This is a genomic window from Streptomyces sp. NPDC006458 (assembly GCF_040612135.1).
GTDB lineage: Bacteria > Actinomycetota > Actinomycetes > Streptomycetales > Streptomycetaceae > Streptomyces.
On record NZ_JBEXPR010000014.1, the window covers coordinates 34,850 to 60,366 of the forward strand.

At 74.3% G+C, this 25,517-nt stretch carries 16 protein-coding genes and 1 other RNA gene; 9 read left to right on the forward strand and 8 right to left on the reverse strand.

The window, feature by feature from the left end; translation table 11 throughout:
• Positions 1 to 30 precede the first annotated feature (30 nt).
• From ABZZ79_RS20030 to ABZZ79_RS20050, 5 genes are all read right to left on the reverse strand, one after another.
• Positions 31 to 1,590, reverse strand: a complete 1,560-nt coding sequence (locus tag ABZZ79_RS20030; RefSeq protein ID WP_356690506.1) for a hypothetical protein — start codon at positions 1,588 to 1,590, stop codon at positions 31 to 33.
• Positions 1,591 to 1,663: 73 nt separating this feature from the next.
• On the reverse strand, positions 1,664 to 3,946 hold the full coding sequence (locus tag ABZZ79_RS20035) for a CDP-glycerol glycerophosphotransferase family protein (RefSeq protein WP_356690508.1): 2,283 nt from the start codon (positions 3,944 to 3,946) through the stop codon (positions 1,664 to 1,666).
• Position 3,947: 1 nt separating this feature from the next.
• The gene (locus ABZZ79_RS20040) at positions 3,948 to 6,143 is read right to left on the reverse strand and encodes a CDP-glycerol glycerophosphotransferase family protein (RefSeq protein ID WP_356690510.1); all 2,196 of its coding nucleotides are present in this window, start codon (positions 6,141 to 6,143) and stop codon (positions 3,948 to 3,950) included.
• A 170-nt stretch (positions 6,144 to 6,313) separates the two neighbouring features.
• Positions 6,314 to 8,593 carry a bifunctional glycosyltransferase family 2 protein/CDP-glycerol:glycerophosphate glycerophosphotransferase gene (locus ABZZ79_RS20045; protein ID WP_356690512.1) on the reverse strand — a complete coding sequence of 760 codons (2,280 nt, stop codon included), beginning with the start codon at positions 8,591 to 8,593 and terminating at the stop codon, positions 6,314 to 6,316.
• 328 nt (positions 8,594 to 8,921) lie between these two features.
• Positions 8,922 to 12,416 carry an FHA domain-containing protein gene (locus ABZZ79_RS20050; protein ID WP_356690514.1) on the reverse strand — a complete coding sequence of 1,165 codons (3,495 nt, stop codon included), beginning with the start codon at positions 12,414 to 12,416 and terminating at the stop codon, positions 8,922 to 8,924.
• Positions 12,417 to 12,810: 394 nt separating this feature from the next.
• On the opposite strand from ABZZ79_RS20050, the gene ABZZ79_RS20055 reads away from it, so the two are divergent.
• From ABZZ79_RS20055 to ABZZ79_RS20070, 4 genes are all read left to right on the forward strand, one after another.
• Positions 12,811 to 14,433, forward strand: coding sequence for a serine/threonine-protein kinase (locus ABZZ79_RS20055; protein ID WP_356690516.1), 1,623 nt, complete (start codon positions 12,811 to 12,813; stop codon positions 14,431 to 14,433).
• Positions 14,434 to 14,557: 124 nt separating this feature from the next.
• Positions 14,558 to 15,811: a serine/threonine-protein kinase gene (locus ABZZ79_RS20060; protein ID WP_356690518.1), complete on the forward strand. Its 1,254-nt coding sequence runs from the start codon at positions 14,558 to 14,560 to the stop codon at positions 15,809 to 15,811.
• Between the two features lie 290 nt (positions 15,812 to 16,101).
• Entirely contained in the window at positions 16,102 to 17,208 is a 1,107-nt protein-coding gene (gene prfB, locus ABZZ79_RS20065; protein WP_356690520.1) for a peptide chain release factor 2, read from the forward strand.
• Between the two features lie 296 nt (positions 17,209 to 17,504).
• Positions 17,505 to 18,164: a hypothetical protein gene (locus ABZZ79_RS20070; RefSeq protein ID WP_356690522.1), complete on the forward strand. Its 660-nt coding sequence runs from the start codon at positions 17,505 to 17,507 to the stop codon at positions 18,162 to 18,164.
• A gap of 71 nt (positions 18,165 to 18,235) precedes the next feature.
• On the opposite strand, the gene ABZZ79_RS20075 is transcribed toward ABZZ79_RS20070, so the two are convergent.
• Positions 18,236 to 18,427, reverse strand: coding sequence for a hypothetical protein (locus ABZZ79_RS20075; protein ID WP_356690524.1), 192 nt, complete (start codon positions 18,425 to 18,427; stop codon positions 18,236 to 18,238).
• 354 nt (positions 18,428 to 18,781) lie between these two features.
• Between ABZZ79_RS20075 and ftsE the strand changes: the two genes are divergently transcribed.
• From ftsE to ssrA, 5 genes are all read left to right on the forward strand, one after another.
• Positions 18,782 to 19,471, forward strand: a complete 690-nt coding sequence (gene ftsE / locus ABZZ79_RS20080) for a cell division ATP-binding protein FtsE (protein ID WP_356690526.1) — start codon at positions 18,782 to 18,784, stop codon at positions 19,469 to 19,471.
• Between the two features lie 38 nt (positions 19,472 to 19,509).
• Positions 19,510 to 20,427 carry a permease-like cell division protein FtsX gene (ftsX, locus tag ABZZ79_RS20085; RefSeq protein ID WP_356690528.1) on the forward strand — a complete coding sequence of 306 codons (918 nt, stop codon included), beginning with the start codon at positions 19,510 to 19,512 and terminating at the stop codon, positions 20,425 to 20,427.
• Between the two features lie 67 nt (positions 20,428 to 20,494).
• On the forward strand, positions 20,495 to 21,664 hold the full coding sequence (locus tag ABZZ79_RS20090; protein ID WP_356690530.1) for a S41 family peptidase: 1,170 nt from the start codon (positions 20,495 to 20,497) through the stop codon (positions 21,662 to 21,664).
• A gap of 68 nt (positions 21,665 to 21,732) precedes the next feature.
• On the forward strand, positions 21,733 to 22,272 hold the full coding sequence (gene smpB / locus ABZZ79_RS20095; protein ID WP_356690532.1) for an SsrA-binding protein SmpB: 540 nt from the start codon (positions 21,733 to 21,735) through the stop codon (positions 22,270 to 22,272).
• A 112-nt stretch (positions 22,273 to 22,384) separates the two neighbouring features.
• Positions 22,385 to 22,753, forward strand: a transfer-messenger RNA (tmRNA) gene (gene ssrA / locus ABZZ79_RS20100).
• Positions 22,754 to 22,831: 78 nt separating this feature from the next.
• Here ssrA and ABZZ79_RS20105 read toward each other — a convergent pair.
• A complete protein-coding gene (locus ABZZ79_RS20105) occupies positions 22,832 to 23,842 on the reverse strand; it encodes a LacI family DNA-binding transcriptional regulator (protein WP_356690534.1) in 1,011 nt (336 codons plus the stop codon).
• A gap of 255 nt (positions 23,843 to 24,097) precedes the next feature.
• Positions 24,098 to 25,489, reverse strand: coding sequence for an MFS transporter (locus ABZZ79_RS20110; protein WP_356690536.1), 1,392 nt, complete (start codon positions 25,487 to 25,489; stop codon positions 24,098 to 24,100).
• Positions 25,490 to 25,517 lie beyond the last annotated feature (28 nt).

Sequence of the window (25,517 nt, forward strand, 5' to 3'; positions counted from 1 at the left end):
CCCGAGGGCGCCGGGCGGGCGCCCGACGGGTCAGCGGACCCGCGCCAGCACTTCTCCCGTCCGCTCGCTCCACGCCACCATCACGGCCTCCTCGGGCAGCGTGTGCCGGGGCGTGAGCAGCAGCCAGCGCACCTGGTGGCGGCGGACGACGGCGGTGCGCTGGGCGCGGGTCGACCCGGGGGCGAGATACGCGCGCACGTCCGCCAGCCGCCGCAGCCGCTCGCTTTCGTCGAGCGCCGGGTCCGGCCGGGCGGGCGCGACGAGGTCGGCGCCGTAGCCGGGGAGCGTGCCCCTGGCCTGCCGGCCGTCGGTCAGCACGACCTGACCGGGGCGGATGTACTGCGCGGCCCACTCGTACGACGGCCCGCGCGGAGGCTGTGCGAAGCCGACCGGGTCCAGCGAGCGGGGCACGACCGCCCCGGCCTGGACGGTGAGGAAGCCCGCGCAGGCCGCCACCGCCGCGACCGCGCCCAGCAGCCGCCGCCGGGCGGGCCACGGGCGCGGCGCCGCCAGTTCCACGGCGAGCGCGCATTGCAGCGGTACGAGGGTGAGTCCGAGGACCCTGCCGTAGGCGTAGTGACCGCTGAACCAGCCGTAGGCCGCGAGCAGGCAGTCGGCGGCGAACATGAGCACGAGCGGATCGCGCGGGCCGGACCGGCGCACGCGCAGCCACAGAGCGGGCAGGCCCACCAGGGCCGCCAGCCAGAACTGCCCGAACGGATCGTCGTAGAGCCGTCGGTGGACCGCGTCGGCGCCGGCGTTCCCGACGAGCCCGAACACGTCGAAGTACGGCCAGGCCGCCGCCGCGACCAGGGCCACCGCGCAGGTCAGCGCCCAGCGGGCCGCGACGGCCGGGTTCGCGTCGCGCTGCCGTCCGGCCACCGTCGCCGCCCCGCCCGCCAGTGTGGCCACCGCGGTGATCGGGTGGACCAGCAGGACGAGGCCGTAGAGCAGGCCGAGGCCCGCGTAGCCGGTCAGGCTCGGCAGTCCGCGCGGCCCGACGAACCGCACCCGCGCGGTGTCCCGCGCCCGTGTCCCGGTCAGGGCCCAGGCCCAGAAGGCGAGGCCGACCGCGAAGGCGGACGGGTGAGCGAGGCTGCCCGCCAGCGACATCAGGCCCGGATAGCCGCTCCACGAGGCGCGCTCGGTGCCCCACAGCAGGGTCGTGGCCGCCAGAGCGAGCACCGGCGCCCACGGCCGGGGCGTGAGCATCCGCACGAAGCGGCCGAGGCCGGTCAGCAGCACCAGCAGGTTCAGCGGGCCGGCGAGCCGCACCACCTCCCAGCCGGACATCCCGGTCAGCCGCGCGAACACGCCCTGGGCGAGGGCGTACGGCGAGTAGTACGGGCTGCCCGCGCCGGGCAGGTCGGCCGTCGGGTGGCGCGGACGCAGCAGGTCCGCCTTCAGGCGCTCGACGACCGCGGCGTGCTGGCCCGCGTCGCAGCACAGCGGGAGCCGCCAGTACGCCAGCGTCATCACCAGCCAGAACAAGAACCCGAAGACCTGGTACGGGCTCGGACGCCACAGCCGGCCGCCGCGCAGGGCCGTGGCACCGCGGGTCGGCCGGCCGGCCAGGACCTCGGCGCTCACCGGGCGGTGACGGAACGGGGCGTGAGGGGCATTGGCCGTATATTCCCGACCGGGTCAACGGCACCGCCTTGTCTCACCTCATCGAGTGAACCTGTTCACCCCGGACGGTGAGCGCCGAGCGGCATCCGGGTGCGCCGCCTCGCGAGGTGGCGAGCAGACCGTGCCCGGCGGCCGTCCTGGGCTGCGGTACGGCCCCGGCCGGGGCGGGCGTCCAGTCCCGCTCGCCGAGCAGCAGGGTGCGCACCACCCGCTCGGCGGCGTGCCCGTCGTCGAACTCGCCGTACCGGCCGCGGAATGCGGCGCGCAGCAGGGCCGACTCCTCGTCCCGCCAGGCGCCCGAGGTGAACAGCCGGGCCAACTCCCGGTAGGTGCGAGAGACATGGCCGGGCGGCTCGGCGGTGATGTCGACGTAGGTGCCCCGGCTCGCGGTGTACGTGTCCCAGTCGTCGGCGTGCAGCACGATCGGCCGGTCGAGGCGGGCGTAGTCGAACATCAGGGCCGAGTAGTCGGTGAGCAGCACGTCGGAGGCGAGCATGACCTCCTCCACGTGCGGCTCGTCCGTCGCGTCGACCAGCAGTCCGCGCCGGGCCGGCTCCGACAGGCCCAGGCGGCGCGCCGGTCCCCGGGCCAGCGAGGGGTGCAGCCGCACCACCAGGGTGTGGCCCTCGCCGAGGTCCGCGGCGAGGCGGGCCGGGTCGATCCGCTCCGCGTGGCCGCCGCGCCGGTAGTCCCGGCGGGTCGGGGCGTACAGCACGACCGTGTGGTCCTGCGGGATGCCGTGCCGGAGGCGGAACTCGGCGCCCGCGCCCGGCGGCGGCGCCACCAGCACGTCGTTGCGCGGGCTGCCGGTGCGCGCGGAGGCGAAGTGGCAGGGGTAGGCCCGCTCCCAGACCAGCTCCGAGTACAGGTCGGCGACCAGGCTGTGGTCCCAGCGGTCGGCGCGGCGCAGCATCCGCGGCACGTCGAGGCCGTAGCGGGCACCGGGCTTCTCCAGCAGGTCGGCGCCCATGAACTTCAGCGGGGTGCCCTGATGGGTCTGGATGTGGACGGAGCCGGACCGTTCGGGGAGGGCGCCGGGCCAGTCGACGTTGCTGACGAAGAAGGCGGCCCGCGCGGTGATCTCCCGGTAGCGCGGGGAGTCCGGCAGCACGTGCTCGACGTCCGGCGGCAGCAGGGCCGCGGTCCGCTCGTCCCTCACCACCCACACCCCGCGCAGCTGCGGGGCGATCTCCCGCGCCTTGCGGTGGATGGCGCCCGGGTCGCCGAGCATGCCGCGGTGCGAGAACGCCGAGTACACCACCAGGCCCGCCTCCAGCGTTCGGCGCGGCGCGAGGGCCGTGCCGGTGCGCCGGGCCCGCGACGAGACCGCGCGCCGCACCCGCACCGCCTCGCTCCCGAGGCGCCGGCCCGTCCTCAGGACCTGCCGCTTGGCGACATACGCGGCGTACGGGCCTTCCAGCACCCGCAGTTCAGGGGTGAGGCGGACGTCCCGCGGCTTGTGGCGGCGGAACATCTCGGCGCTGCGGCGGAAGAACTCCGGCCGGTCCGCGGGCGGCAGCCGGTCCGGCCCGGACAGCATCTCCAGACAGTGCGCGCCCATCCTGGCGTGCAGATACGGCATCCAGGGCGCGAGCCGGGGCCGTTCCGCCACGAACGCGAAGACCCGCTCGTACTGGTCGTGGACGTCGAAGTGCCCGGGGCCGGCGGTGGACGGGAGGGCGCCCGGCCGCCGCTGCCGGTGGTTCAGGCAGATCCGGTCCAGCACGGCGATCCGGCGGGCGCTGAGCAGGACCGGGAACGTCCAGGCCGTGTCCGCGTGGGAGCCCGGCGGGAAGCGGAAGCCGTGCTCGGTGAGGAACTCGCGCCGGTGGACCTTGTTCCACGCCACCGTCGGCAGGTCGAGGACGCCGGGGTGGTCGTTCACGTCGAAGGTGTCCTCGGCCGGGATCCGCGCGAGCGCGCCGCGGCCGGTGCCGCCCCACCAGTGGAGGCGGGCGTGGTCGAAGACCAGCACGTCCGGGTCGCCCGTCTCCGCCAGCCGGTCCGCCAGCACGCGCAGGGCGCCCGGCGTGAGGAGGTCGTCGCCGTCCAGGAAGAGCAGGTGGTCGCCGGTGGCGTAGGACATCCCGGCGTTGCGGGCCCGGCCGGGGCCCACGTTCTCCGGCAGGTGCACCGCCCGCACGCGCGGATCGCGGGCCGTGTACTCGTCGAGGATCGCGCCGCCGCCGTCCGGGGAGCCGTCGTTCACGGCGATCACCTCCAGGTCGCCGAACGACTGCTCCAGAACCGAGTCGAGGCATTCGCGCAGGAAGCCCTGCACCCTGAAGCAGGGCAGGACGATGCTGAAGCGGGGCACGTCAGCTCCTCACGAGGGTCGTCGCGGTGGGGGCGGGGATGCGCTCGGCGAGCGGGATCACCGGCGGGATCGCCTGCGGCGGCTCACCCAGCAGCACCCGGCGGACGACCCGCTCGGCGGCCCGGCCGTCGTCGAACTGGCAGAACCGCTCCCGGAACGCCGCCCGCAGCCCCCGCGACTCCCGGCCCGACCAGGTGCCGTCCCGGAACACCCGGGCCAGCTCGGCGGGGGTGCGGGCGACCGGGCCCGGCGGGGCGGCCATCAGGTCGAAGTACACACCCCGCGTCTCGCGGTGGACCTGCCAGTCGTCCGCGTACACCACGATGGGCCGGTCGAGATGGGCGTAGTCGAACATGAGCGGCGAGTAGTCGGTGATCAGCGCGTCGGCCGCCAGACACACCTCCTCCGCGCGGCGGTGCCCGGTGGCGTCGACGACCCGGCCCGTGGACCTCGCCGGGCCCCGGTCGTGGAACGGGTGGCCGTGCAGCAGCACCACCACGTTCTCCCCGGCAGCCGCGCAGAAGGCCTCCAGGTCCAGGCCCGCCTCGAAGCCGGTGCGGTGGTCGCGGTGGGCGGGCGCGTACAGCACGGCCGTCCCGCCCTCGGGCACGCCCAGCTCGCGGCGGACACGGGTGACGTCGCCGGAAGTGGCCGTGTAGTAGAGGTCGTTGCGCGGACAGCCGTACTCCAGCTGTTCGTACGAGCCCGGGAAGGCGCGCTCCCACGTCTGGGTGGAGTGGCTGTTGGCGGAGAGGGCGTAGTCCCAGCGGTCCACGCGCGCCGGAGGTCCGGTGAGGCCGCCGGAGCGGGCGGCCGCGACCGGGTACGCCGCCCGGTCGGCGCCCACCTTCGTCAGCGGTGTGCCCTGCCCGGTCCGCAGATGGACACTGCCGGGGCGTTTGACCACGCCTTCGGCCGAGTCGGCGCCGCTCACCACGTACGTGGCGCGAGCCAGCACCTCCCAGGCGCGGGGGGTGCCGATCACCGCGTGGTCGACGTCCGCCGGCATCGTGTGCGCCCGGTCGGCCTCCACGAGGAACACCGAGCGGATGTGCGGGGCGAGTTCACGGGCCTTGGCGTGGATCGCGGCCGGGTTGCACGTGTAGCCGTGGCCCCGGGAGGCGCGGTACACGGCGAGCCGGGGATCGAGCGGCCGGCGCAGCGCGCGGCGGTAGTGCAGACGGGTGCGCAGTCCGCGCGGGAGGGGCGGGCGGGCTGCGGCCGCGACCCGGTGGGCCCCACGCAGGGCGCGGAACGCGGTGTACGCCCCCGCCGCCAGCAGCCGGTGCTGCACGCCCAGGCTGCCGCCCGGCGGCTCGAACCCCGCCGGGCGGTGCCGGCGGTGGAGGTGGCACGCCAGGCGGAAGTAGGTGCGGCGGTGGCGCGCGGGCAGCCGGGAGGGATGGGCGGCCGTCTTCAGGATCACGGCGAACAACTGGGTGAACAGCGCCTGCCACCGCGCGTTCGCGAGCCCCCGCCGGGCGGCCTCCGTGAGCACCTGGTCGGCCTGGTGGAGCAGATCGAGGTGGTGGGCGCCCGGCCGGTTCAGCCGGCTGCCCTGCCGGCGCAGCAGATGACGTACGACGACCGTGCGCGCGACCGCGATCCGTTCGGCGCCCAGCGCCGCGAGACCGCCGAAGGCGACGTCGGTGAAGTGGCCGTCGGGGAAGGTCAGCCGGCGGGCGGTGAGGAAGGCGCGCCGGTAGGCGGCGCTCCAGGCGGGAAACCGCACCCCGGTCAGCTCCGGGGCCTCGCCGGGGGCGACGGCGCCGGACGGGGCGCGGGCCAGCACGGGCTTCACCGGGTTGCCGGGCTCGCCCTGCCACCAGGGGGTGCGCTCGTGCTCGAAGTGCAGCACGTCCACGTCGCCGGTCTCGTCCAGACGGGCGGCCAGCGCCGACAGGGCGCCGGGCGCGAGGGTGTCGTCGCCGTCCAGGAACAGCACATACGCGCCGGTGGCCGCCCGCAGCCCGGCGTTGCGCGCGCCGGCCGTGCCGCAGGTGGGGGATGAGTGCACCGGCGTCACCCGGGCGTCCCGCTCCGCCCGCGCGGCGGCCACTCCCGAGGGGGAGTCGGGGCCGTCGCACACCGGGATCAGCTCGAAGTCCCCGAAGGACTGCGCGAGGACCGAGTCCAGCGCCAGGGACAGCCGCCCGGCGACCCCATGGGACGGCACGATGATGCTGAAGCGGGGCATTCTGATCTTTCCCTTGCTGTCCGGGACCGGCGCGAGACACCTGCCTCACACCGGACGACGTCTGGAGCGCCGGCCGCCAGGCCGCCCGGACGGCCGCCAGGTGAACGGCCGGGACGGGGTGGGCCGCGACGAACTGCGGGGCATACGCACTCCCGGAAGGTGAACGCCGTTCAGTGGCTGTCGGTGACGGCGAAGGGGCCAGAAGGTTGCGGGATGGTTGCGAGAAGGGGGCGCGCGAGTGAATCGGCGGCCGAGGGGACGGGGTGTCTCGACTCCGGCGGCACCACCGGTGGCACACCCGGCTCGCCCAGCACCACATGCCGGACGACCCGCTCGGCCGCGCGGCCGTCGTCGTGCGGGCAGAACCGCTCCCGGAACGCCGCCCGCAGCTGCGCCGAGCGTGAGCCGCGCCAGTGGCCGGTGGCGAAGATGTCGATCAGCTCGTCCTTGTTGCGGGCCACCGCGCCCGGCGGGAAGGCCCGCAGGTCGAAGTAGGTGCCCCGGGCGGCCTCGTAGGCCTCCCGGTCGTGGGCGTGGACGACGATCGGCCGGTCCAGGACGGCGTAGTCGAACATGATCGACGAGTAGTCGGTGACCAGGGCGTCCGAGGCCAGACAGAGCTTCTCGACGCTCGGGTGGTCGCCGACGTCGATGATCCGGGCGCCCTCGCCGAGCGGGCCGGGCTGCCGGGGGTGGGCGCGGGCCAGCACCACGAAACGCGGGCCGAGCCGGCGCAGCACCCGCTCCAGGTCCAGGGCGCGGGCCTGGGTACGGCGGTAGTCGCGGTGGGTCGGCGCGTACAGGATCGCGACCGAGCCCCGCGGGATGCCGAGGCTCTCGCGCAGCCGGGCCACGTCGGCCGAGGTCGCCTGCTGGAAGACGTCGTTGCGGGGGTGGCCGTACTCCAGCGTGGTGTAGGCGCCGGGGTGGACGCGTTCCCAGGTGAGCGTCGCGTGGCGGTTGGCGGACAGGACGTAGTCCCAGGCCCCGGCGGCCCGCAGCAGCTCGCCGGCGTCCGGGTCCGCGCCGGCCGCGGGGCGTTCGCACAGGTCCAGGCCCATGTGCTTGAGGGGCGTGCCGTGCTGGGTCTGCACGAGGACCTGGCCGCGCCGCTTGACCAGGCGGCGGTCGAAGGTGTCGTTGTCGACCAGGTACTTGGAGCGGGCGAGGGCCGTCCAGTACGCGGCCGTGCCCGGGGTCAGGCGGCGGGTGGCGGGCGGGACGGTGTGGTGGTGCTCGGGGCGGGCGATCCAGGCCGTACGGATGTGCGGGACCAGACCGCGGAAGGCCGACTCCAGCGCGCCGGGGTTGCAGCAGTGGCCCCGGCCCCCGTAGGCCGCGAACACCGCCCGGTCCGCGCGCAGCGGGAGCCTGAGCTGGACGCGGTAGTGCAGGCGCAGGGCGGTCGTCCGCAGCGCCCCGCCGAGCCGGGCGGCGAGCCGCGCGGTGCGCAGGGCGAGCCGCCGGGTCAGGCCCAGGGCCCGGTAGGCGCGGTGCGCGCCGAAGCGGACCAGGGCGTGCCGCAGCCGGGCCCGCAGGGGGTGCTGCCGCCGGGCCGCGGCCGAGAACCGGGGCGGCAGCGCGGTGCCCGGGGTGCGGTGGCGGCGGTGGTGGTCGCGGGCCCGGCGCAGGAACTCGGCGCGTCTGCCGCGCGGCGGCCGGTCGGGCCCGGTGAACACCGTCGTCAGATGATCGGCCATGCGGTGGAACAGCACCGGCCGCCACTCGGCGAGGCCGGGCCGCGTGTCGAGGAACGCGAAGAGGCGGTCGTACTGGTCGAAGAGGTCGAAGTGCCGCTCCCCGCCGGCCGGTGGGCGCCGCCGGCGCAGCACGCACACCCGGTCCAGGGTCGCGATCGACTCGGCCGTCAGCAGCACCGGATACGTCCAGGGCGTGTCCTCGTGCCGGCCCGTCGGGAAGGCCAGGCCCTCGGACTCGACGAACTCCCGTCGGCAGACCTTGTTCCAGGGAGCCGTCGGCACCCGCAGCAGACCCGGCCGGTCCTCCAGGCGGAACGGGGCCGGGCCCTGCTCGCCGAGGTGCTCGGCCCCTTCGCCCGGCCCCCGCGCGCCGGTCCAGTCGGTCCGTGCGAAGCCGTGCACCAGCACGTCCGGCTCGCCCGTCTCCTTCAGCCGGTCGGCGATCGCCCGCAGCGCGCTGGGGTCGAGGGTGTCGCCGCCGTCCAGGAACAGCAGATAGTCGCCGGTCGCGGCCTGTATGCCCGCGTTGCGGGCGCCGCCCGGACCCCGGTTCTCCGGCAGCCGCAGCGGGCGGACCCGTGGATCGCGGGCCGCGAACTCGTCGGCGATCGCGCCGCAGGCGTCCGGCGAGCGGTCGTCCACCACGATCAGTTCGAGATCGGGGTACGACTGGCTGAGGACCGAACCCAGGCACTCGTGCAGATACGCCTGCACCTTGTACACGGGGACAATGACACTGAACCTGGGCAAGGGATCATCCATGGGTCGGCGCGGGCGTTCTGCCCGGCAACGGCCAATGGAGTGACGCGGTTACGCCGTGTACGGCTTCCGGGGGACGGTACGTGTGCATGAGCGGGCGAGCCGGTGAGGACTCGCCCGCCAAAGGGGCACGAAAGAGGGCTACTTCACCGCGCCCGCTGGTCTCGTGGGCTCTGGTTTACGCCCGGTCCGAGGGGTCGGCAAGAGCGCATGGCGTGTCAACCGGGTGATCGTGACCGCCTCGTGACGGGGGGTTCGGCCCGCCTTCCGGCCCGATTGCCCCGTCCGGCAATGGTCACACGTGAGGCCGTTCACCCGCTCAGAGCAGCGACGGCACCTCCGCCGCGGACACCTCGCGGGCCGCGTGCTGCAGGGCGCTCGCGAGGAGCGCCAGGTCCGTGGGGCCGTTGCCGAGCTCGCGGACCGGGCGGCGGGCCGGCGGGTCGCCCATGCGCTCCCAGTCCAGGGGCACGACCGTCGGCCGCAGGGTCGCCGTGCGCGGGATACGGCCCGTGACACGGCCGCCCTGGAACGCCGTGCCGCGGCTGTCCGCCACGGTCAACCGGCCCCGGCCGGGTGCCGGTTCGTCCGGCCCCGGGGTGGGCGTGTCCAGCGCGACACGCAGCGTGGCGCGCCGGGCCGGTTCCGTCTCGGCCGTACGGCCGCCCGGTCCGGTCGCCGCCACCAGGTGCACCCCGAGCCGCTCGCCCTCACGGGCCACAGCCTCCAGCGCCCGCATCACGGACCCGGCGGCGGGACGGCCGGGCGAGCCCAACGCGGGGGAGACCAGCGCGTCGAGGTCGTCCACGACCACGACCAGGCGGGGCAGCGGCGCCGCCTCCGTACGGCGACGGGCCGCGCCGGGGCGCAGCCGCAGGGTGGAGCTGGGCGGGGCGTCCAGGTCGCCGGTGCCGGAGGAGGGTGTGCCCGCCGCGCCGGGGGCGGTGCGCTGGGTGACCAGACGGGCGGAGACCTCCTGCCGGGCGTGCCAGGCGGCGAAGTCCTCGCGCCCGAGCAGCTCCGCCCGGCGCTTCAGCTCGGCGCTCAGCGACTGGGCGAACTCCCGCATGCGGACCGGGTCGTTGGCGAGCAGGTGGGTGGTGACGTGCGGGACGTCCGTGCAGACGTGCAGTCCGTCGCCGTGGCCGCTGCCCGCGCCCACGCTGTCCCGGCCGTCCATCAGGACGATGCCCAGCCGGTCCGGGCGCTCGGCCGCCGCCAGCGAGGCGACGACCGCGCGCAGCAGCTCGGTGCGGCCGCTGCCCGAGGGACCCTGGACGAGCAGATGCGGGCCGTCGGCCACGAGGTCCGCGACCACCGGGCCGCGGGGTCCGGCGCCCAGCACCGCCGAGGCCCGGCCACCGGGTGTGGAGGTGTCGTCGTCGGCGTCGGCCCAGCGCGCCATCAGCGAGGCCGGTGTGGCCCGGGCCAGCCCCAGCTCGTCCAGCAGCCGCGCGGCCTGCGGGAGCGGGGCGGACGCGCGCGGGTGCCGCTCCCCGGACCCGTCGGTGCGCAGCGGCGCGAGCGCGCGGGCGAACCGCTCGGCCCAGGCGGCGGAGACGGCGTCCACGGCTCCGACCGTGCCATGGCCCACCGGGGCGCGGCGCGCGGCCGGGCCGGAGCCGGTGCGGGCCACCCGCAGCAGCCGCAGCGCACCGGCGACGTCACCGCTGAGCAGTGCGACGGCCCCGCACTCACGGAAGGTCGGCGTCGCCGCGCAGGCCGCCTCGTACGTCTCCGACACCGGCGACGCGGGCGAGGCCGCGGGCGTCTCGGCCAGACACAGCACATGGATGCCGGCCTTCGGTCCCTCCGCGGCCAGCCGCGCGACCGCGTCCCGCAGCCCGGCCCCGCCGGGGTCGCCGTCCACGACCACGACGGTGTACGGGCCGGGGTGGCCGCTCAGCGGGTCGGGGCCGTCCTCGTCGTGGGCCCAGGAGGGGCGGCGGGCGGCGCGGGTGCCGGGAGCGGCATGGGAGGCGGTGGGCCGGGGGCCCGTGGCTCCCGGAGCCGGGGGCGGGGTGCCCGGCCCCGTGGGCCCGGAAGCGGTCGTCGCTTCCGTGCTCCCCGCGGCCGAGGGGACCGGCCCGGTGCCGGTGGCTGCGGACGCCCCGGATATACCGGCGCGGTCGGCCCCGCCCAGCGGCGGGTGGCCGCCGTCGGCCCGCTCGGCGAGCTGGTCGTCGAGGTGGCGGAGCAGTTCCTCGGCGCGGGCGGCGGCCTGCTCGCGGTCGTAGGCGAGCAGCAGGCGGCAGTCCTGGCCGTGGCCGGGCCGCAGATGCGGCAGCCAGCCGAGCCAGGACCACTCCGCGACGCGCTCCTCGACGGGCCGGGCGCGGTCGGTGCTGATCAGCACGAGGTCCAGGGCGTCCGGCGAGTGCAGCGCGGCGAGCTGGGCCAGCACCGCGCGGGCCAGCCCCGACAGCCGGGGGCGCGGCCCGGCCAGACCCAGGGCGCCCGCCTCGCGCAGGCCCGCGGTGACGGGCACGGCGGGCAGCAGGCCCGAGCCGTCCGGGGCCGAGCGGTCGGCGGTGCCGAGCCGGACCGTGAGCGCCTCGGGGTGTCCGGTCCCGCGCTCCCACAGCCGGGGGCCGGGGCCCAGCGCGGTCAGCAGCAGCGCGGCCGGGTCGGGCCAGGTGTCGGGCAGCGCGGCCGCGCTCGGGGAGAGCCGGAGGCGGGGGTCGTCGTCCTGCGGGTCGTCGTACGCCGTGCTCCCGGCGGATTCCGCCGGCTCGGTACGTCCCCCGGCCAGCCGCCGGGCCCAGGCGGACAGGCCGCCGCGCCGCCGCCAGCCCTCACGCGCGGGGGCCGCCGCGGAGTCCCGGCCGGGCCGCGCGGCAGGGTCGCCGTCGGGGCCGGGCCACGTCTCGTGCCCGGCGTCCGGGCCGGCGGGGGAGAGGTCCGCGTGGCCGTCCAGGCCGCTCGGCCTGCCCTGGACGGCCCAGGCGCCCTCCGCGTAGCGACCCGCTCCCGAGCGGCCCGCGTGGGTGTCGGTGTCGGAGGTGACGCGGCGCTCCACCAGCGGCGCCCCCGCCTGGCCGGGCACGACGGGCGGCTCCCCGGGAGAGCGCTCCTGCGCGCCGGGCGGGTCCCAGGACGCCGGGGCGTGCGCGACGGCGGGCTCCTCGGAGTCGGTGCCGGACGGCGTGACCCGGATGTGGCCCTCCCCGTCCGGGGCCGTGGTGAGACGGTCCGGCGGCCCGCCCGCGGGGGCGGACACCTTCAGCGCCGACTCGCCGATCCGCAGCAACGCGCCCGGCGCGAACCGCACCGGGCGGGTGCCGACACGCGAGCCGTCCAGCACCGTCCCGTTGGTGGAGCCGAGGTCCTCGACCGAGACGCGCCCGTCCGGCGCCAGGGTCACCGCGCAGTGCAGCCGCGACACGTCCGGGTCGTCCAGGGGCACATCGGCGTCGGCGGAGCGGCCGACGCGGACCTGGCCGCCGTGCAGTAGATGCACCCCGCCGGCGTCCGGGCCCGCGACCACGTGCAGCTGGGCCGGGGCGGTGTCCACCTCGGGATGCGGCTCGGGCCCGGCGGAACTGCCCACGGACAGCACGGCGCCGTCCACCAGCGGCGGCTCGCCCAGGGTGCAGCGCTGCGCGTCCAGCCGCTCCTCCCCGGCGTACAGCACGGTCGCGCCGCGCTCGGGCCGGTCGGCGGTGCCGTCCCCCGAGACCGCCGCGGCCAGGGCCGACGCCACCGCCGCCAGGGCCGTCCCCGCGGGGGCCGTGACCAGCACGTCACGGCGCACGGTCCGGCCGCGCGCCTCGGCGGGCCCCAGCGGGTCTACGACGGTCAGCCGGATCTGCATGTCCGTCAGCGGTCCCTTCTGCGCGCGGGCGCGGACTCCCCCCACCACCACACGAGCACGTCGGCCAGTACTGCACGCATCCTCGCACCTGCCGCTGACAACACGCCCGCCGCCCGCTGACAAGTGATCTTGATTGGTCGGCTCTGCCCGCAAAAGTGCCTGCCCAGTGACGCACCGGCGACCGCTTGAGTCCGCTCTTGAGATCGGTCACGTCCGCTTCGGGCAACCGTGAGACCGAGGGGAGCGTCTTTTCGGAGAACCTTTGGCCGTCGGCGTACGGCGATCCGTACGTATCAACCCATGAACAACCCGAGGAGACGACAGGCCGTGCCCCCAGGGTGCGGCACTACAGTGGTTCGGAACACCGGCAAGCAAGCAGCAGGGAGCGCGTGACGTGCGGCCAGTCGGCAGCAAGTACTTCCTCGAGGAGCCGCTCGGCCGCGGCGCCACGGGAACCGTCTGGCGAGCGCGCCAGCGTGAGACCGCCGGGTCCGAAGCGGCCGTGCCCGGTCAGCCCGGTGAGACCGTCGCGATCAAGGTCCTGAAGGAGGAGCTGGCGAGCGACGCGGACATCGTGATGCGCTTCCTGCGCGAGCGCTCCGTCCTGCTCCGGCTCACCCACCCCAACATCGTCCGGGTCCGCGACCTGGTCGTCGAGGGCGAGCTGCTGGCCCTGGTCATGGACCTCGTCGACGGCCCCGACCTGCACCGCTTCCTGCGCGAGAACGGCCCCCTCACGCCCGTCGCGGCCTCCCTGCTCACCGCGCAGATCGCCGACGCGCTCGCCGCCAGCCACGCCGACGGCGTCGTCCACCGCGACCTGAAGCCGGCCAACGTCCTGCTGCGGCAGAACGGCGGCGAGATGCACCCGATGCTCACCGACTTCGGCATCGCCCGCCTCGCCGACTCCCCGGGCCTGACCCGCACCCACGAGTTCGTCGGCACGCCCGCGTACGTCGCCCCCGAGGGCGCCGAGGGCCGCCCGCAGACCTCCGCCGTCGACATCTACGGCGCAGGCATCCTGCTCTACGAGCTGGTCACCGGCCGCCCGCCGTTCTCCGGCAGCTCCGCCCTGGAGGTCCTGCACCAGCACCTCAGCGCCGAACCGCGCCGCCCCTCCACCGTGCCCGAACCGCTGTGGACGGTCATAGAGCGCTGCCTGCGCAAGAACCCCGCCGAGCGCCCGAGCGCCGAGAACCTCGCGCGCGGCCTGCGGGTCGTCGCCGAGGGCGTCGGGGTGCACGCCAACTCCGCGCAGATCGCGGCCGCCGAGAACGTCGGCGCCCTGCTCGCCCCCGACCCGGACCCCACCGCCGTACCGGGCGCCGCGGACGCCACGCAGGTGCTGCCGCAGAACGGCCTCGGGGCCTACGACCCGAACGCCGCCACCAGCGTGCTGCCGCACACCGGCCCGGCGGGTGCCGCCGACCCCACCGCCGTCATGCCGCCCGTGCCGCAGAACCAGCCCGGCGCGCCCGAGGAGCCGCACCCCTGGCAGTCGCAGCTGCGCGCGGCCCGCGACCGCAACGAGCAGACGCAGGTCCAGTACCTCGACCCCAGCCAGGACCCGCTGCGCCGCCGCCCGCAGCGGCAGGCCGCCCGGCCCCAGCCCCAGCAGCAGCCGCGCCCCCAGCAGGGCCGGCAGCAGCAGGGTCCGCCGCCCGGCTACGGCCATCCGCAGCAGCAACCCCAGCGGTACGCGCCCCCGCCCGCGCCGCAGCCCCAGCCGCAGCGCTACGCCCCGCCCGCGCCCGCCCCGCAGCCCCAGCAGCCGCAGCGTGAGCCCCGCCAGCCGCGTCAGCGCAGCTCCAACCCGATGCGCATCCCGGGACTCGGCTGCCTGAAGGGCTGCCTGTTCACGATCATCATCCTGTTCGTGGCGGGCTGGCTGGTCTGGGAGCTGAGCCCGCTGCAGGGCTGGATCGGCACCGGCAAGGGCTACTGGGAGCAGCTCAGCGACTGGTTCGGCACGGTCACCGACTGGGTCGGGGAACTGGGGAGCGGCACCTCGCAGTGATGCCTCGTGCGGCGAGGCGACTTCGTGGATTTGTCGACACCCAGCGGGTGATTTCCGCCTCGACGGTGAAGGTCGGCTCGTCGGACGCGTAGCTTTAGCGCAACACGCGTCTGTAGGAGCAGTCTTGGCACGGAAGATCGGCAGCCGGTACACCGCTAACCAGATCCTGGGACGGGGCAGCGCCGGCACGGTGTGGCTGGGCGAGGGGCCCGAGGGCCCCGTCGCCGTCAAGCTGCTGCGCGAGGACCTCGCGTCGGACCAGGAACTCGTCGGCCGCTTCGTGCAGGAGCGCACCGCGCTGCTCGGCCTGGAGCACCCGCACGTCGTCTCCGTGCGCGACCTCGTGGTCGACGGCAACGATCTCGCCCTGGTCATGGACCTGGTCCGGGGCACGGACCTGCGTACCCGGCTGGAGCGGGAGCGGCGGATGGCGCCCGAGGCGGCCGTGGCGATCGTCGCGGACGTCGCCGAGGGGCTCGCCGCGGCGCACGCGGCAGGGGTGGTGCACCGGGACGTCAAGCCGGAGAACGTGCTGCTCGACATGCAGGGCCCGCTCGGCCCCGGCGGGGCGCACCCGGCGCTGCTGACGGACTTCGGGGTCGCCAAGCTCATCGACTCGCCGCGCCGCACCAAGGCCACGAAGATCATCGGCACGCCGGACTATCTCGCCCCGGAGATCGTCGAGGGGCTGCCGCCCCGTGCGGCCGTCGACATCTACGCGCTGGCGACCGTGCTGTACGAGCTGCTGGCGGGCTTCACGCCGTTCGGCGGCGGCCACCCCGGCGCGGTGCTGCGCCGGCACGTCACCGAGACCGTGGTGCCCCTGCCGGGCATCCCGGAGGAGCTGTGGCAGCTGATCGTGCAGTGCCTGGCCAAGGCCCCGGCCTCCCGGCTGCGGGCCTCCGAGCTCGCGGCGAGGCTGCGGGAGCAGCTGCCGACGCTCGTGGGGATGCCTCCGCTGGACGTGGACGAGCCGGACGGGGAGCCGGAGGAGGAGGCCGAGGCCGCGGGCGCGTCCGCGGCGGCGGCGGACGGACCGGTGTCCCCGCGCGGCCCGGAGCGCCGCGGGGCCGTGTCCCTCGTCACCGGGGCCAAGCCGGACTCCAACCGGGACACGCATACGTCGATGAGGGTGCCGGCGCCCGACGAGCTGGCCGGGGGAGCGCGGGGGACCGCGCGGGCGCCCCGGGCGGCCGGGGCGCCGCGGCCGGGTTCCGCGCGGCATCGGGCCTCCGCGCGGCGACGGCGGCTGACACTGGGGGTGGCGGCGGTGGCGCTGGTGGCGGCGGTCGGGGTCGGTACGTGGGCGGCCACCTCCGGTGACGACTCGGAGGCCACCCCCGACGACCGCGGCTCCTCCTCCCCCGCGTCCCCCTGACCCCCCGGGGCTCCGCCCAGGACCCGGGCCTGAGCCCCCGCCCGTACCAGGCGGTCAGGGGGGAGAGGTTCGGGGCTCTGCCCCTGCCCCCGCCGGGGCTCTGCCCCTGCCCCCGCCGGGGCTCTGCCCCTGCCCCCGCCGGGGCTCCGCCCCACACCTCCCCCCTCGCCCGTCCACCCCCCGTCCGGGTCGGCCAAGAGGCGAGGTCCGGCGCGTCACCCCCACCCCCCTCCCGTACCGCACCCCCTTCCCCGGCCCTCCCCGCCTGGCGGAGCCGTTACGCTGGGAGCGTGGCAGTCGTCGATGTATCCGAAGAGCTCAAGTCCCTCTCCTCGACCATGGAGTCGATCGAGGCCGTTCTGGACCTCGAGAAGCTGAGGGCAGACATCGCCGTGCTCGAGGAGCAGGCGGCCGCGCCGTCCCTGTGGGACAACCCGGACGAGGCGCAGAAGATCACCAGCAAGCTGTCCCACCTCCAGGCCGAGGTCAGGAAGGCGGAGGCGCTGCGCGGGCGGATCGACGATCTCTCCGTGCTCTTCGAGATGGCCGAGGAGGAGGACGACCCGGACACCCGTGCCGAGGCCGAGTCCGAGCTCGCGTCCGTCAAGAAGGCGCTGGACGAGATGGAGGTCCGCACGCTGCTCAGCGGTGAGTACGACTCCCGCGAGGCACTCGTGAACATCCGCGCCGAGGCGGGCGGCGTCGACGCCGCCGACTTCGCCGAGAAGCTCCAGCGCATGTACCTGCGCTGGGCCGAGCAGCGCGGCTACAAGACCGAGCTGATCGAGACGTCGTACGCGGAAGAGGCCGGCATCAAGTCGACCACCTTCGCCGTGCACTCGCCGTACGCCTACGGCACCCTCTCGGTCGAGCAGGGCACGCACCGGCTGGTGCGCATCTCGCCCTTCGACAACCAGGGCCGCCGCCAGACCTCCTTCGCGGGCGTCGAGGTCCTTCCCGTGGTCGAGCAGACCGACCACGTCGAGATCGACGAGTCCGAGCTGCGCGTGGACGTCTACCGGTCCTCCGGCCCCGGCGGACAGGGCGTGAACACCACCGACTCCGCGGTGCGCCTCACCCACCTCCCCACCGGCATCGTCGTCTCCTGCCAGAACGAGCGGTCGCAGATCCAGAACAAGGCCACCGCGATGAACGTTCTCCAGGCCAAGCTGCTGGAGCGGCGCCGCCAGGAGGAGCAGGCCAGGATGGACGCCCTCAAGGGCGACGGCGGCAACTCCTGGGGCAACCAGATGCGTTCGTACGTCCTGCACCCGTACCAGATGGTCAAGGACCTGCGCACCGAGTTCGAGGTCGGCAACCCCGAGGCCGTGTTCAACGGCGAGATCGACGGGTTCCTGGAGGCCGGCATTCGCTGGCGCAAGCAGCAGGAGAAGTAACTTCGTCGACTTGACCGTCGGACTTTTCAACCGCCCCTGGATTCAGGGGCGGTTGTCGTTTGTCCGGGTTCTACAGCTCGCTCACAGAGGTGAATTCCGGCATAGCGCACTTGAGTTGGGCAATGCGCTGCTTAACGTCCTTGACGTTGCTTTGAAAAATCGGAAGGGTGAAGTGTGGCATGCGTATTTCTGGGGCGCATGTGAACCGGGGGGATGCGCTTCGACCCACCTGCCTCCGTTGATCACGGCCCCGAGCGCCGCCTCACCGACGATCAGCTACTGGGGGTAGCAGCCATATGACGAACAAGACGCGGATCCGTGTCGCGCGCATAGCGGCCGGCGCCGTGATCGCCGCCGGTGCCTCGCTGACCGCCGCCGGAGCCGCTTCCGCCGCCGAGGGCGACGACTGCGTCCTCGGCATCCTGTGCGCCGACGAGTCGCCGAGCCCGGACCCGGAGCCGGACCCGACCGACACCGGCGTCCCGACCGACGTGCCGACGGTTCCGACCGAGCCCACGGACCTCCCGCCGGAGCCCACCGAGGAGCCGACCGAGCCGACCGAGGACCCCGTCGAGACCGAGAACCCCTCGGAGGACCCGGGCGACGACGACAACGGCAACGGCAACGACAACGGCAGCGGCAACGAGAACGGCAGCGGTTCCGGGAGCGGCCAGGGCAGCGGCAACGGGTCCGGCAACAACACCGACCCCGACGGCGGCTCCGGCGACTCGGCCCAGGGCGAGGGCTCCTCGTCCCTGACCGACACGGGCAGCGACTCCGGCACGGGCGGCTCCGACACCACCGCCCAGGGCGGCGGCGACGAGCTCGCCGAGACCGGTGCGGGCTCCGAGCAGCTCACGTTCCTGCTGATCGGCGCCGCGACGATGATCGCCGGCGGCATCGGCTTCCGTGTGCTGCCGCGCGTCGTGGGCGGCCGGGGCGGCGCCGCGGCGTGACCGCTCGCGGCCGGCGATAGCCGACAGCGAACACGAAGGGCCCGGAGGCTTGCGCTCCGGGCCCTTCGTAGTCAGACGGTCTGGTGGGCCAGCAGGGCCACGGCCGCGACGAGAACCGCCAGCAGGGCGATCAGCGCCGTGGGATTCAGGCCGGCGAAGAAGTTCTCCTGCTGGAGTCGTTCCCGATTGGCCCGGCAGACCGGGCAGCGGCCCTCCGTCACGGGGGCGGCACAGTTCGCGCACACCAGCCGGTCGTACGTCATGTGCTTGCCCTCCTCGTGCCGGTTCTTTCGTGGAGAACGCTCCTGGGGGTGGGAACGTTCCCCCTCCACTGTGCCAGGTTCCGCCGGAGGGTGCGCAGAGTCGCCCGAGAGGGCTGCCTTCCGTCGCCCCGCGACTGCGGACGGCAGGGGGACGCCGCGGCCGCTTCCGGGCCGCTCAGGGGCCGTGCCCGAGCCGATCGGGGGCCCGTCCGGGTGGGTCCTTCCCGCGTCCCCCGGAGGTCGAGCCCGTACAAAAACGTACAAGGCGCGCGCAACCCCGACCGGCGACTGCGCTTGCGCTCCCGGTTCGCGTATGGTCACGCACATCTACCCCCGGCGACCCGTGGTGCATCCGTGATCCGATTCGACAATGTCTCCAAGGTCTACCCCAAGCAGAGCCACCCCGCGCTCAGGGATGTCTCCCTGGAAGTGGAGAAGGGCGAGTTCGTCTTCCTCGTAGGCTCCTCCGGCTCCGGCAAGTCCACGTTCCTGCGGCTGGTCCTGCGCGAGGAGCGGGCCAGCCACGGTCAGGTGCACGTACTGGGCAAGGACCTCGCGCGCCTCTCCAACTGGAAGGTGCCGCAGATGCGCCGCCAGCTGGGGACCGTCTTCCAGGACTTCCGGCTGCTGCCGAACAAGACGGTGGCGGAGAACGTCGCCTTCGCGCAGGAGGTCATCGGCAAGTCCCGCGGCGAGATCCGCAAGTCCGTGCCCCAGGTGCTGGAACTCGTCGGCCTGGGCGGCAAGGACGACCGGATGCCCGGCGAGCTGTCCGGTGGTGAGCAGCAGCGCGTGGCCATCGCGCGGGCCTTCGTGAACCGGCCCAAGCTGCTGATCGCGGACGAGCCCACCGGCAACCTCGACCCGCAGACCTCCGTCGGCATCATGAAGCTGCTCGACCGGATCAACCGGACCGGCACCACCGTGGTGATGGCGACGCACGACCAGAACATCGTGGACCAGATGCGCAAGCGCGTCATCGAGCTGGAGAAGGGCCGCCTCGTGCGTGACCAGGCACGCGGCGTCTACGGCTACCAGCACTGACGACCGACAGGTTCCACGGAAAGGCATAACCAGACGTCATGCGCGCCCAGTTCGTACTGTCGGAGATCGGTGTCGGTCTCCGCCGCAATCTGACGATGACCTTCGCCGTCGTCGTCTCCGTCGCCCTGTCCCTGGCCCTGTTCGGCTGCTCACTGCTGATGAGCGACCAGGTCACCACCATGAAGGGCTACTGGTACGACAAGGTCAACGTCTCGATCTTCCTCTGCAACAAGAGCGACGCCGAGTCCGACCCCAACTGCGCCAAGGGCGCGGTCACCGAGGACCAGAAGAAGAAGATCCTCGGCGATCTGGACGACATGGGGGTCGTCCAGAAGGTGACGTACGAGTCGCAGGACGAGGCGTACAAGCACTACAAGGACCAGTTCGGCGACTCCCCGCTCGCCAACTCCCTCACGCCGGACCAGCTGCAGGAGTCCTACCGCATCAAGCTGAAGGACCCGGAGAAGTACCAGGTCGTCGCGTCGGCGTTCGGCGGACGGGACGGCGTGCAGTCCGTGCAGGACCAGAAGGGCATCCTGGACAACCTCTTCAAGCTGCTGGAGGGCATGAACTGGGGCGCGCGGGCGATCATGGCGCTGATGCTGGTCGTGGCGCTGATGCTGATCGTCAACACCGTGCGTGTCTCGGCGTTCAGCCGTCGGCGTGAGACCGGGATCATGCGCCTGGTCGGCGCCTCGGGCTTCTACATCCAGGCGCCGTTCATCGCCGAGGCCGCGGTCGCGGGTCTCATCGGCGGCCTGGTCGCCTGCACCTTCCTGGTGGCCGCCCGCTACTTCATCATCGACCACGGTCTGGCCCTGTCCGAGAAGCTCAACCTGATCAACTTCATCGGCTGGGACGCCGTGGTGGGTACCCTGCCGCTGATCCTGGTCACCAGCCTGCTGATGCCGGCGCTTGCCGCGTTCTTCGCGTTGCGCAAGTACCTGAAGGTGTGACGCACGCCCCGAGGGCCGTACGGTCAACCGACCGTACGGCCCTTGCTGTTGTCCTAGACTCACCGCCATGTCAGGTCGTGACCTGTTCTGTCAGCCCCGCCGCTTCCGCCGCGGGGCAGCCCTGACATTGGTCTTCGCCGGTGTGCTGGCCGCGGGCGCGGCGACCGGGTCGCTGCCCGGGACCGGGGAGCGCGAGCAGGCGCCGGACGTGACGCGCACCGCGGCGGCGTCCGTGTCCCGCAACGACGTGGCGGACGCGGCGGCCGAGGCCATGGCCGACGGCAAGTCGCCGATCCAGGCCGCCGAACGGGCCGTGAGCCGCAGCGGCGACCGCTGGGGAGCCGTGTACTCCGAGGGCGAGTACGAGGAGTTCACCGAGGCTCTCGACGGGCGCTACACCGGCGTCGGGCTGTGGGCGCGACGCGAGCGCGACGGACGCATCGAGGTGGCCGGGGTGCGCTCCGGGTCCCCGGCCGAGGGCGCCGGCATCCGCGAGGGCGACCGGCTGCGCAGTGTCGACGGACGCGAGGTCGACGGGCGGCCCGTCACCGAGGTCCTCGCCCTGCTGCGGGGCGACGCCGCGGACGCCGCCGTCGGCACGTCCGTACGGCTGGGGCTGGAGCGCGGCGCGCGGGCGTGGCACGTCACCCTGCACCGGGCGAGCCTGTCCACCGAACCGGTGACCGTGCGCGGACTGCGCGGCGGGGTCACCGTGATCAAGGTCGCCGCGTTCACCAAGGGCTCCGGGGAGACCGTGCGGGGCGCGGTGCGCAGGGCGCGGGCCGGGGGCGGGATCATCCTGGACCTGCGCGGCAACTCCGGCGGCCTGGTCACCGAGGCCGTCACCGCCGCCTCCGCCTTCCTCGACGGCGGCCTGGTGGCCACGTACGACGTCGAGGGCGACCAGCGCGCGCTGCACGCCCGGCCCGGCGGCGACACCGAGCGGCCCCTGGTCGCCCTGGTCGACGGCGGCACCATGAGCGCGGCCGAGCTGGTCACCGGCGCCCTCCAGGACCGCGGCCGGGCCGTGGTGGTGGGCGCCCGCACCTTCGGCAAGGGCTCGGTGCAGATGCCGAGCCGGCTGCCGGACGGCTCGGTCGCCGAGCTGACCGTCGGCCACTACCGCACCCCGGCCGGGCGCGGGGTCGACGGCCGGGGCATCACCCCGGACCTGGAGGCCGACGGGGAGGCCCTGGAGCGGGCGGAGACCGTACTCAGCGGCCTGGGGCAGCAGTAGCCCTCGTTAATCGGCTTTCCGTGAGGCCCCCGCGTAGTGCGAAAATGGGCGGCACTATGAGTAAGGGAATGTACGTACCCAAGGAGTCCCAGCCCAAGCAGGGCGGGGCGGCCGCCAAGGTCAAGGACGGCGAGAAGGGCGGCAAGCGCAAGATCGTCGCGCAGAACAAGAAGGCCCGGCACGACTACGCGATCATCGACACCTTCGAGGCCGGACTGGTGCTCACCGGCACCGAGGTGAAGTCGCTGCGTCAGGGCCGTGCCTCGCTGGTCGACGGCTTCGTCCAGATCGACGGTGGCGAGGCGTGGCTGCACAACGCCCACATCCCCGAGTACAGCCAGGGCAGCTGGACCAACCACTCCGCGCGGCGCAAGCGCAAGCTGCTGCTGCACCGCGAGGAGATCGACAAGCTGGCGGTCAAGTCGGGGGAGACGGGTCACACGATCGTGCCCCTCGCCCTGTACTTCAGGGACGGCCGGGCGAAGGCCGAGATCGCGCTCGCGCGAGGCAAGAAGGAGTACGACAAGCGTCAGACGCTGCGCGAGCAGCAGGACCGGCGGGAGTCGGACCGGGCCATCGCGGCGGCGAAGCGGCGGCAGCGGGCTTAACCCTCCGGTCGCCGGGAATACGCTGGCACGTGGCCGTGTCGGTCACGTACGATGCAGGTGTGCCCCACAGCGGGCGCGTGTCCCTCCTCGGAGGGGTTTGAAAAAACAACATGGGGATGATCGGTTTCGACAGCGGCTGTCGAAGCAGGGGAAGCGTGTCGAGGAAGCGGCCATGATCTCGTAAACCACAGGCCGAAAACAATAATCGCCAACACCAAGCGCGATTCCTTCGCCCTCGCTGCCTAAGTAGCGACTTGCGAAGTGTCAGCCCGGGGCTGTTCCCGACCCGGATCCTGGCATCAGCTAGGGGACTAAACCTTGATCCCGGTCACGGGGTGAAGAGGGAAATCAAACAGTGACTGAGCCCGTTCCGGACTTGTCTGGGTGATCCGGAGGGCTGAGAAACTCGTACCAGACTGCGCACGGAGAAGCCCTGATTCCGCACCGTTGGACGCGGGTTCGATTCCCGCCATCTCCACTCTCCATGTTGAGGGCCCGGTGGTCACAGACCACCGGGCCCTCGTCGTTGCCGCGCCCGGTCCGTCCGGCGGGCGGAAACTCACGCGGTCGGCCGCCGTGCCGTGCTCGCCCGGATCGTCAGCCGCGGCTCCAGCGACGTGGCGTCCGGCACGGGGGCTCCGGCGAGCCTGTCGACCAGCAGCTCCACCGCCCGCCGGGCGATCTCGGCCGAGGGCACCGCGACCGAGGTGACGGGCACCGCCACGGACTCGGCCAGGTCCTGCGGGCAGATCGCGGTGACGGACACATCGCGGGGCACCCGCAGCCCGAGCCGCGCGAAGGCGTCGATCAGCGGCTCCAGCACGGCCTCGTTGTGCACCACGACGGCGGTCAGCGCGGGCTGCTCCCGCAGCAGCCGCTCGGCGACCCGGCGGGCGGCGGCGGGCGTCATCTCGCACGGGTGCACCCGGGAGACCAGCCCGCTCCGTCGCGCGGCCACCGTGAACCCCTTCACCACGTGCTGCGCGTACGCCGTGCGCCGCACATGGACCTCCGGCGGCGGGCCCACCAGCGCCACGACCCGGTGCCCGAGCCCCGCCAGATGGTCCACGCACGCCTCGGCGGCCGCCCGGAAGTCGAGGTCCACACAGGTCAGTCCGGCCGGCTCGGCGGGGAACCCGATCAGCACCGACGGCCGGTCCAGGGCGCGCAGCAGCGGCAGCCGCGGGTCGTCGAGCTGGACGTCCAGCACGATCAACGCGTCCGCCAGCGCGGCCTCCGCGACCCGCCGCAGCCCGTCCGCGCCGTCCTCCTCGGTGAGCAGCAGCACGTCGTGGTCGTAGGCGCGTGCCGTGGTGACCACCGGCAGCGCGAAGCCCATCATCGCGGGCACATGGACGCCCGGCCGCAGCGGCATCACGAGCGCCAGCACCTTCGAGCGGCCGCCGGGGCGCGAGCGCGCCCCCGCGTGCGGGCGGTAGCCCAGCTCGCGGGCGGCGGCCTCGACACGGCGCCGGGTCTCCGGGGAGATCGGGCGTTTGCCGCTGAGGGCGTAGGAGACGGTGCTGGGGGCGACCCCGGCGCGCCGCGCCACATCGGTGATCCTGACCATCGGTCCAGTTCGCTCACAGACGGTTGTGCGTCGACAGCAGTCGGGCCGTGCGTTCCTGATGCGCCGTCATATGCCACGTGGTGATGTCGATCTCGGTCGAAGCGCCTCGGCAGGGAAGGTATGTGGGGGGTCGGTGAGCGTCAATGCCACGGAGGTGAAATGGCTTTGGGGGATGTGTGGTTGGGCGGGAAGTGACCCATCGGCGGGCCGTTCGCGCGTCCTTGGCGGGTGGCCGTCGAGGCGCCCCCGGCCATGTCACCGCCGGGTGGCGAGGGCGATCGTCAGGGACAGTGCCGCCGCCGTGACCGGGACCCCGTAGGCGGCCGTCGCCGAGAGGTGTTCGGCCGTCCAGCCGCCCAGCGCGCTGCCCGCGCCGATGCCCGCGAGGAGGCCGGTGACCGCCAGGGTCATGCCCTCGTTGAGCCGTCCCTCGGGGGTGCGCTCCTGGATCAGGGTCATGCCCGTGATCATCGTCGGAGCGGTCGCCATGCCCGCCACCAGCAGGGCCCCGGCGAGCACCGGCAGCGAGCCGGTCAGCGTGGCGGCCAGCAGCGGCAGGGCCATCAGGGCGGTCATCGCGGCGATGCACCAGGGGTGGCGCCGGGCGGCCGGACCGGCCGGGCGCAGCGCCCCGTACAGCAGCCCCGCCGCACAGGAACCCGCCGCCTGGAGACCCAGCACGACGCCCGCCGCCGAGCGATGCCCCTGCGCGTCGGCGAAGGCGATGGTGACGACCTCCATCGCGCCGAACACCACGCCCATGGCGAGGCAGACCAGCAGCAGCGGCGGCATGCCGGGGGAGCGCAGCGGGGACGGGCCGCAGGTGGTGTGCCGGCCCGGCGGCGGCTCGGTCGAGCGCTGCGCGGTGAACACCGCCATGCCGGTCAGCAGCAGCACCCCGCCGACCAGGGTGCCCGCCTCCGGGAAGAGGGACGTGCACAGGAAGGCCGCGAGTACCGGGCCGAGCATGAAGCACAGTTCGTCGACGGCCTGCTCGAAGGAGTTGGCGGTGTGCAGGGCCTCGGGATCGCCCTTGAGCAGGTGGTTCCAGCGGGCCCGGGACAGGCCGCCGACGTTCGGGCAGGTGGCGGTGGCGGCGTACGCGGCGAACAGGGTCCAGTCGGGGGCGCCGCCGCGCACGCACAGCATCAGTGCCAGCCCGCCCAGGGTGGCGAGCAGTGTGGCCGGCAGGGCGATCCGGGCCTGGCCGTGCCGGTCGACGAGCCGTGCGGTCCACGGGGCGACCAGCGCGGTGACCGCGAGCCCGGTCGCGGTGACGGACCCGGCGAGGGCGTACGAGCCGCGCGCGTCGGCGATCATCATCACCGCGCTCACCCCGAACATGCCCATCGGCAGCCGGGCGATCAGGTTCCCGGCGGTGAAGGCGCGGGCGCCGGGGCGGGCCAGCAGCCGGCGGTAGGGGCCGGGCGGGCGCGTGCGGCGGCCTTCGCGCGGAGGGTGTTCCCCGCCCGGGGCGAGGTCTTCGCCCGGGGTGTGCCCGTGGCCCGGGGTGTGCCCGTGGCCCGAGGTGTGTGCGTGGCCCGAGGTGTGTGCGTGGCCCGGCGCCCGGTCGTGGGGGCGCGGGCCGGCGGCTGTCAGGGTGTCGGCGGTCACGGCGGGGTGCGGTCGGGAGGGGGTGTCGGGCATGGCACCGAGCGTCACCCGGAGCGGACGC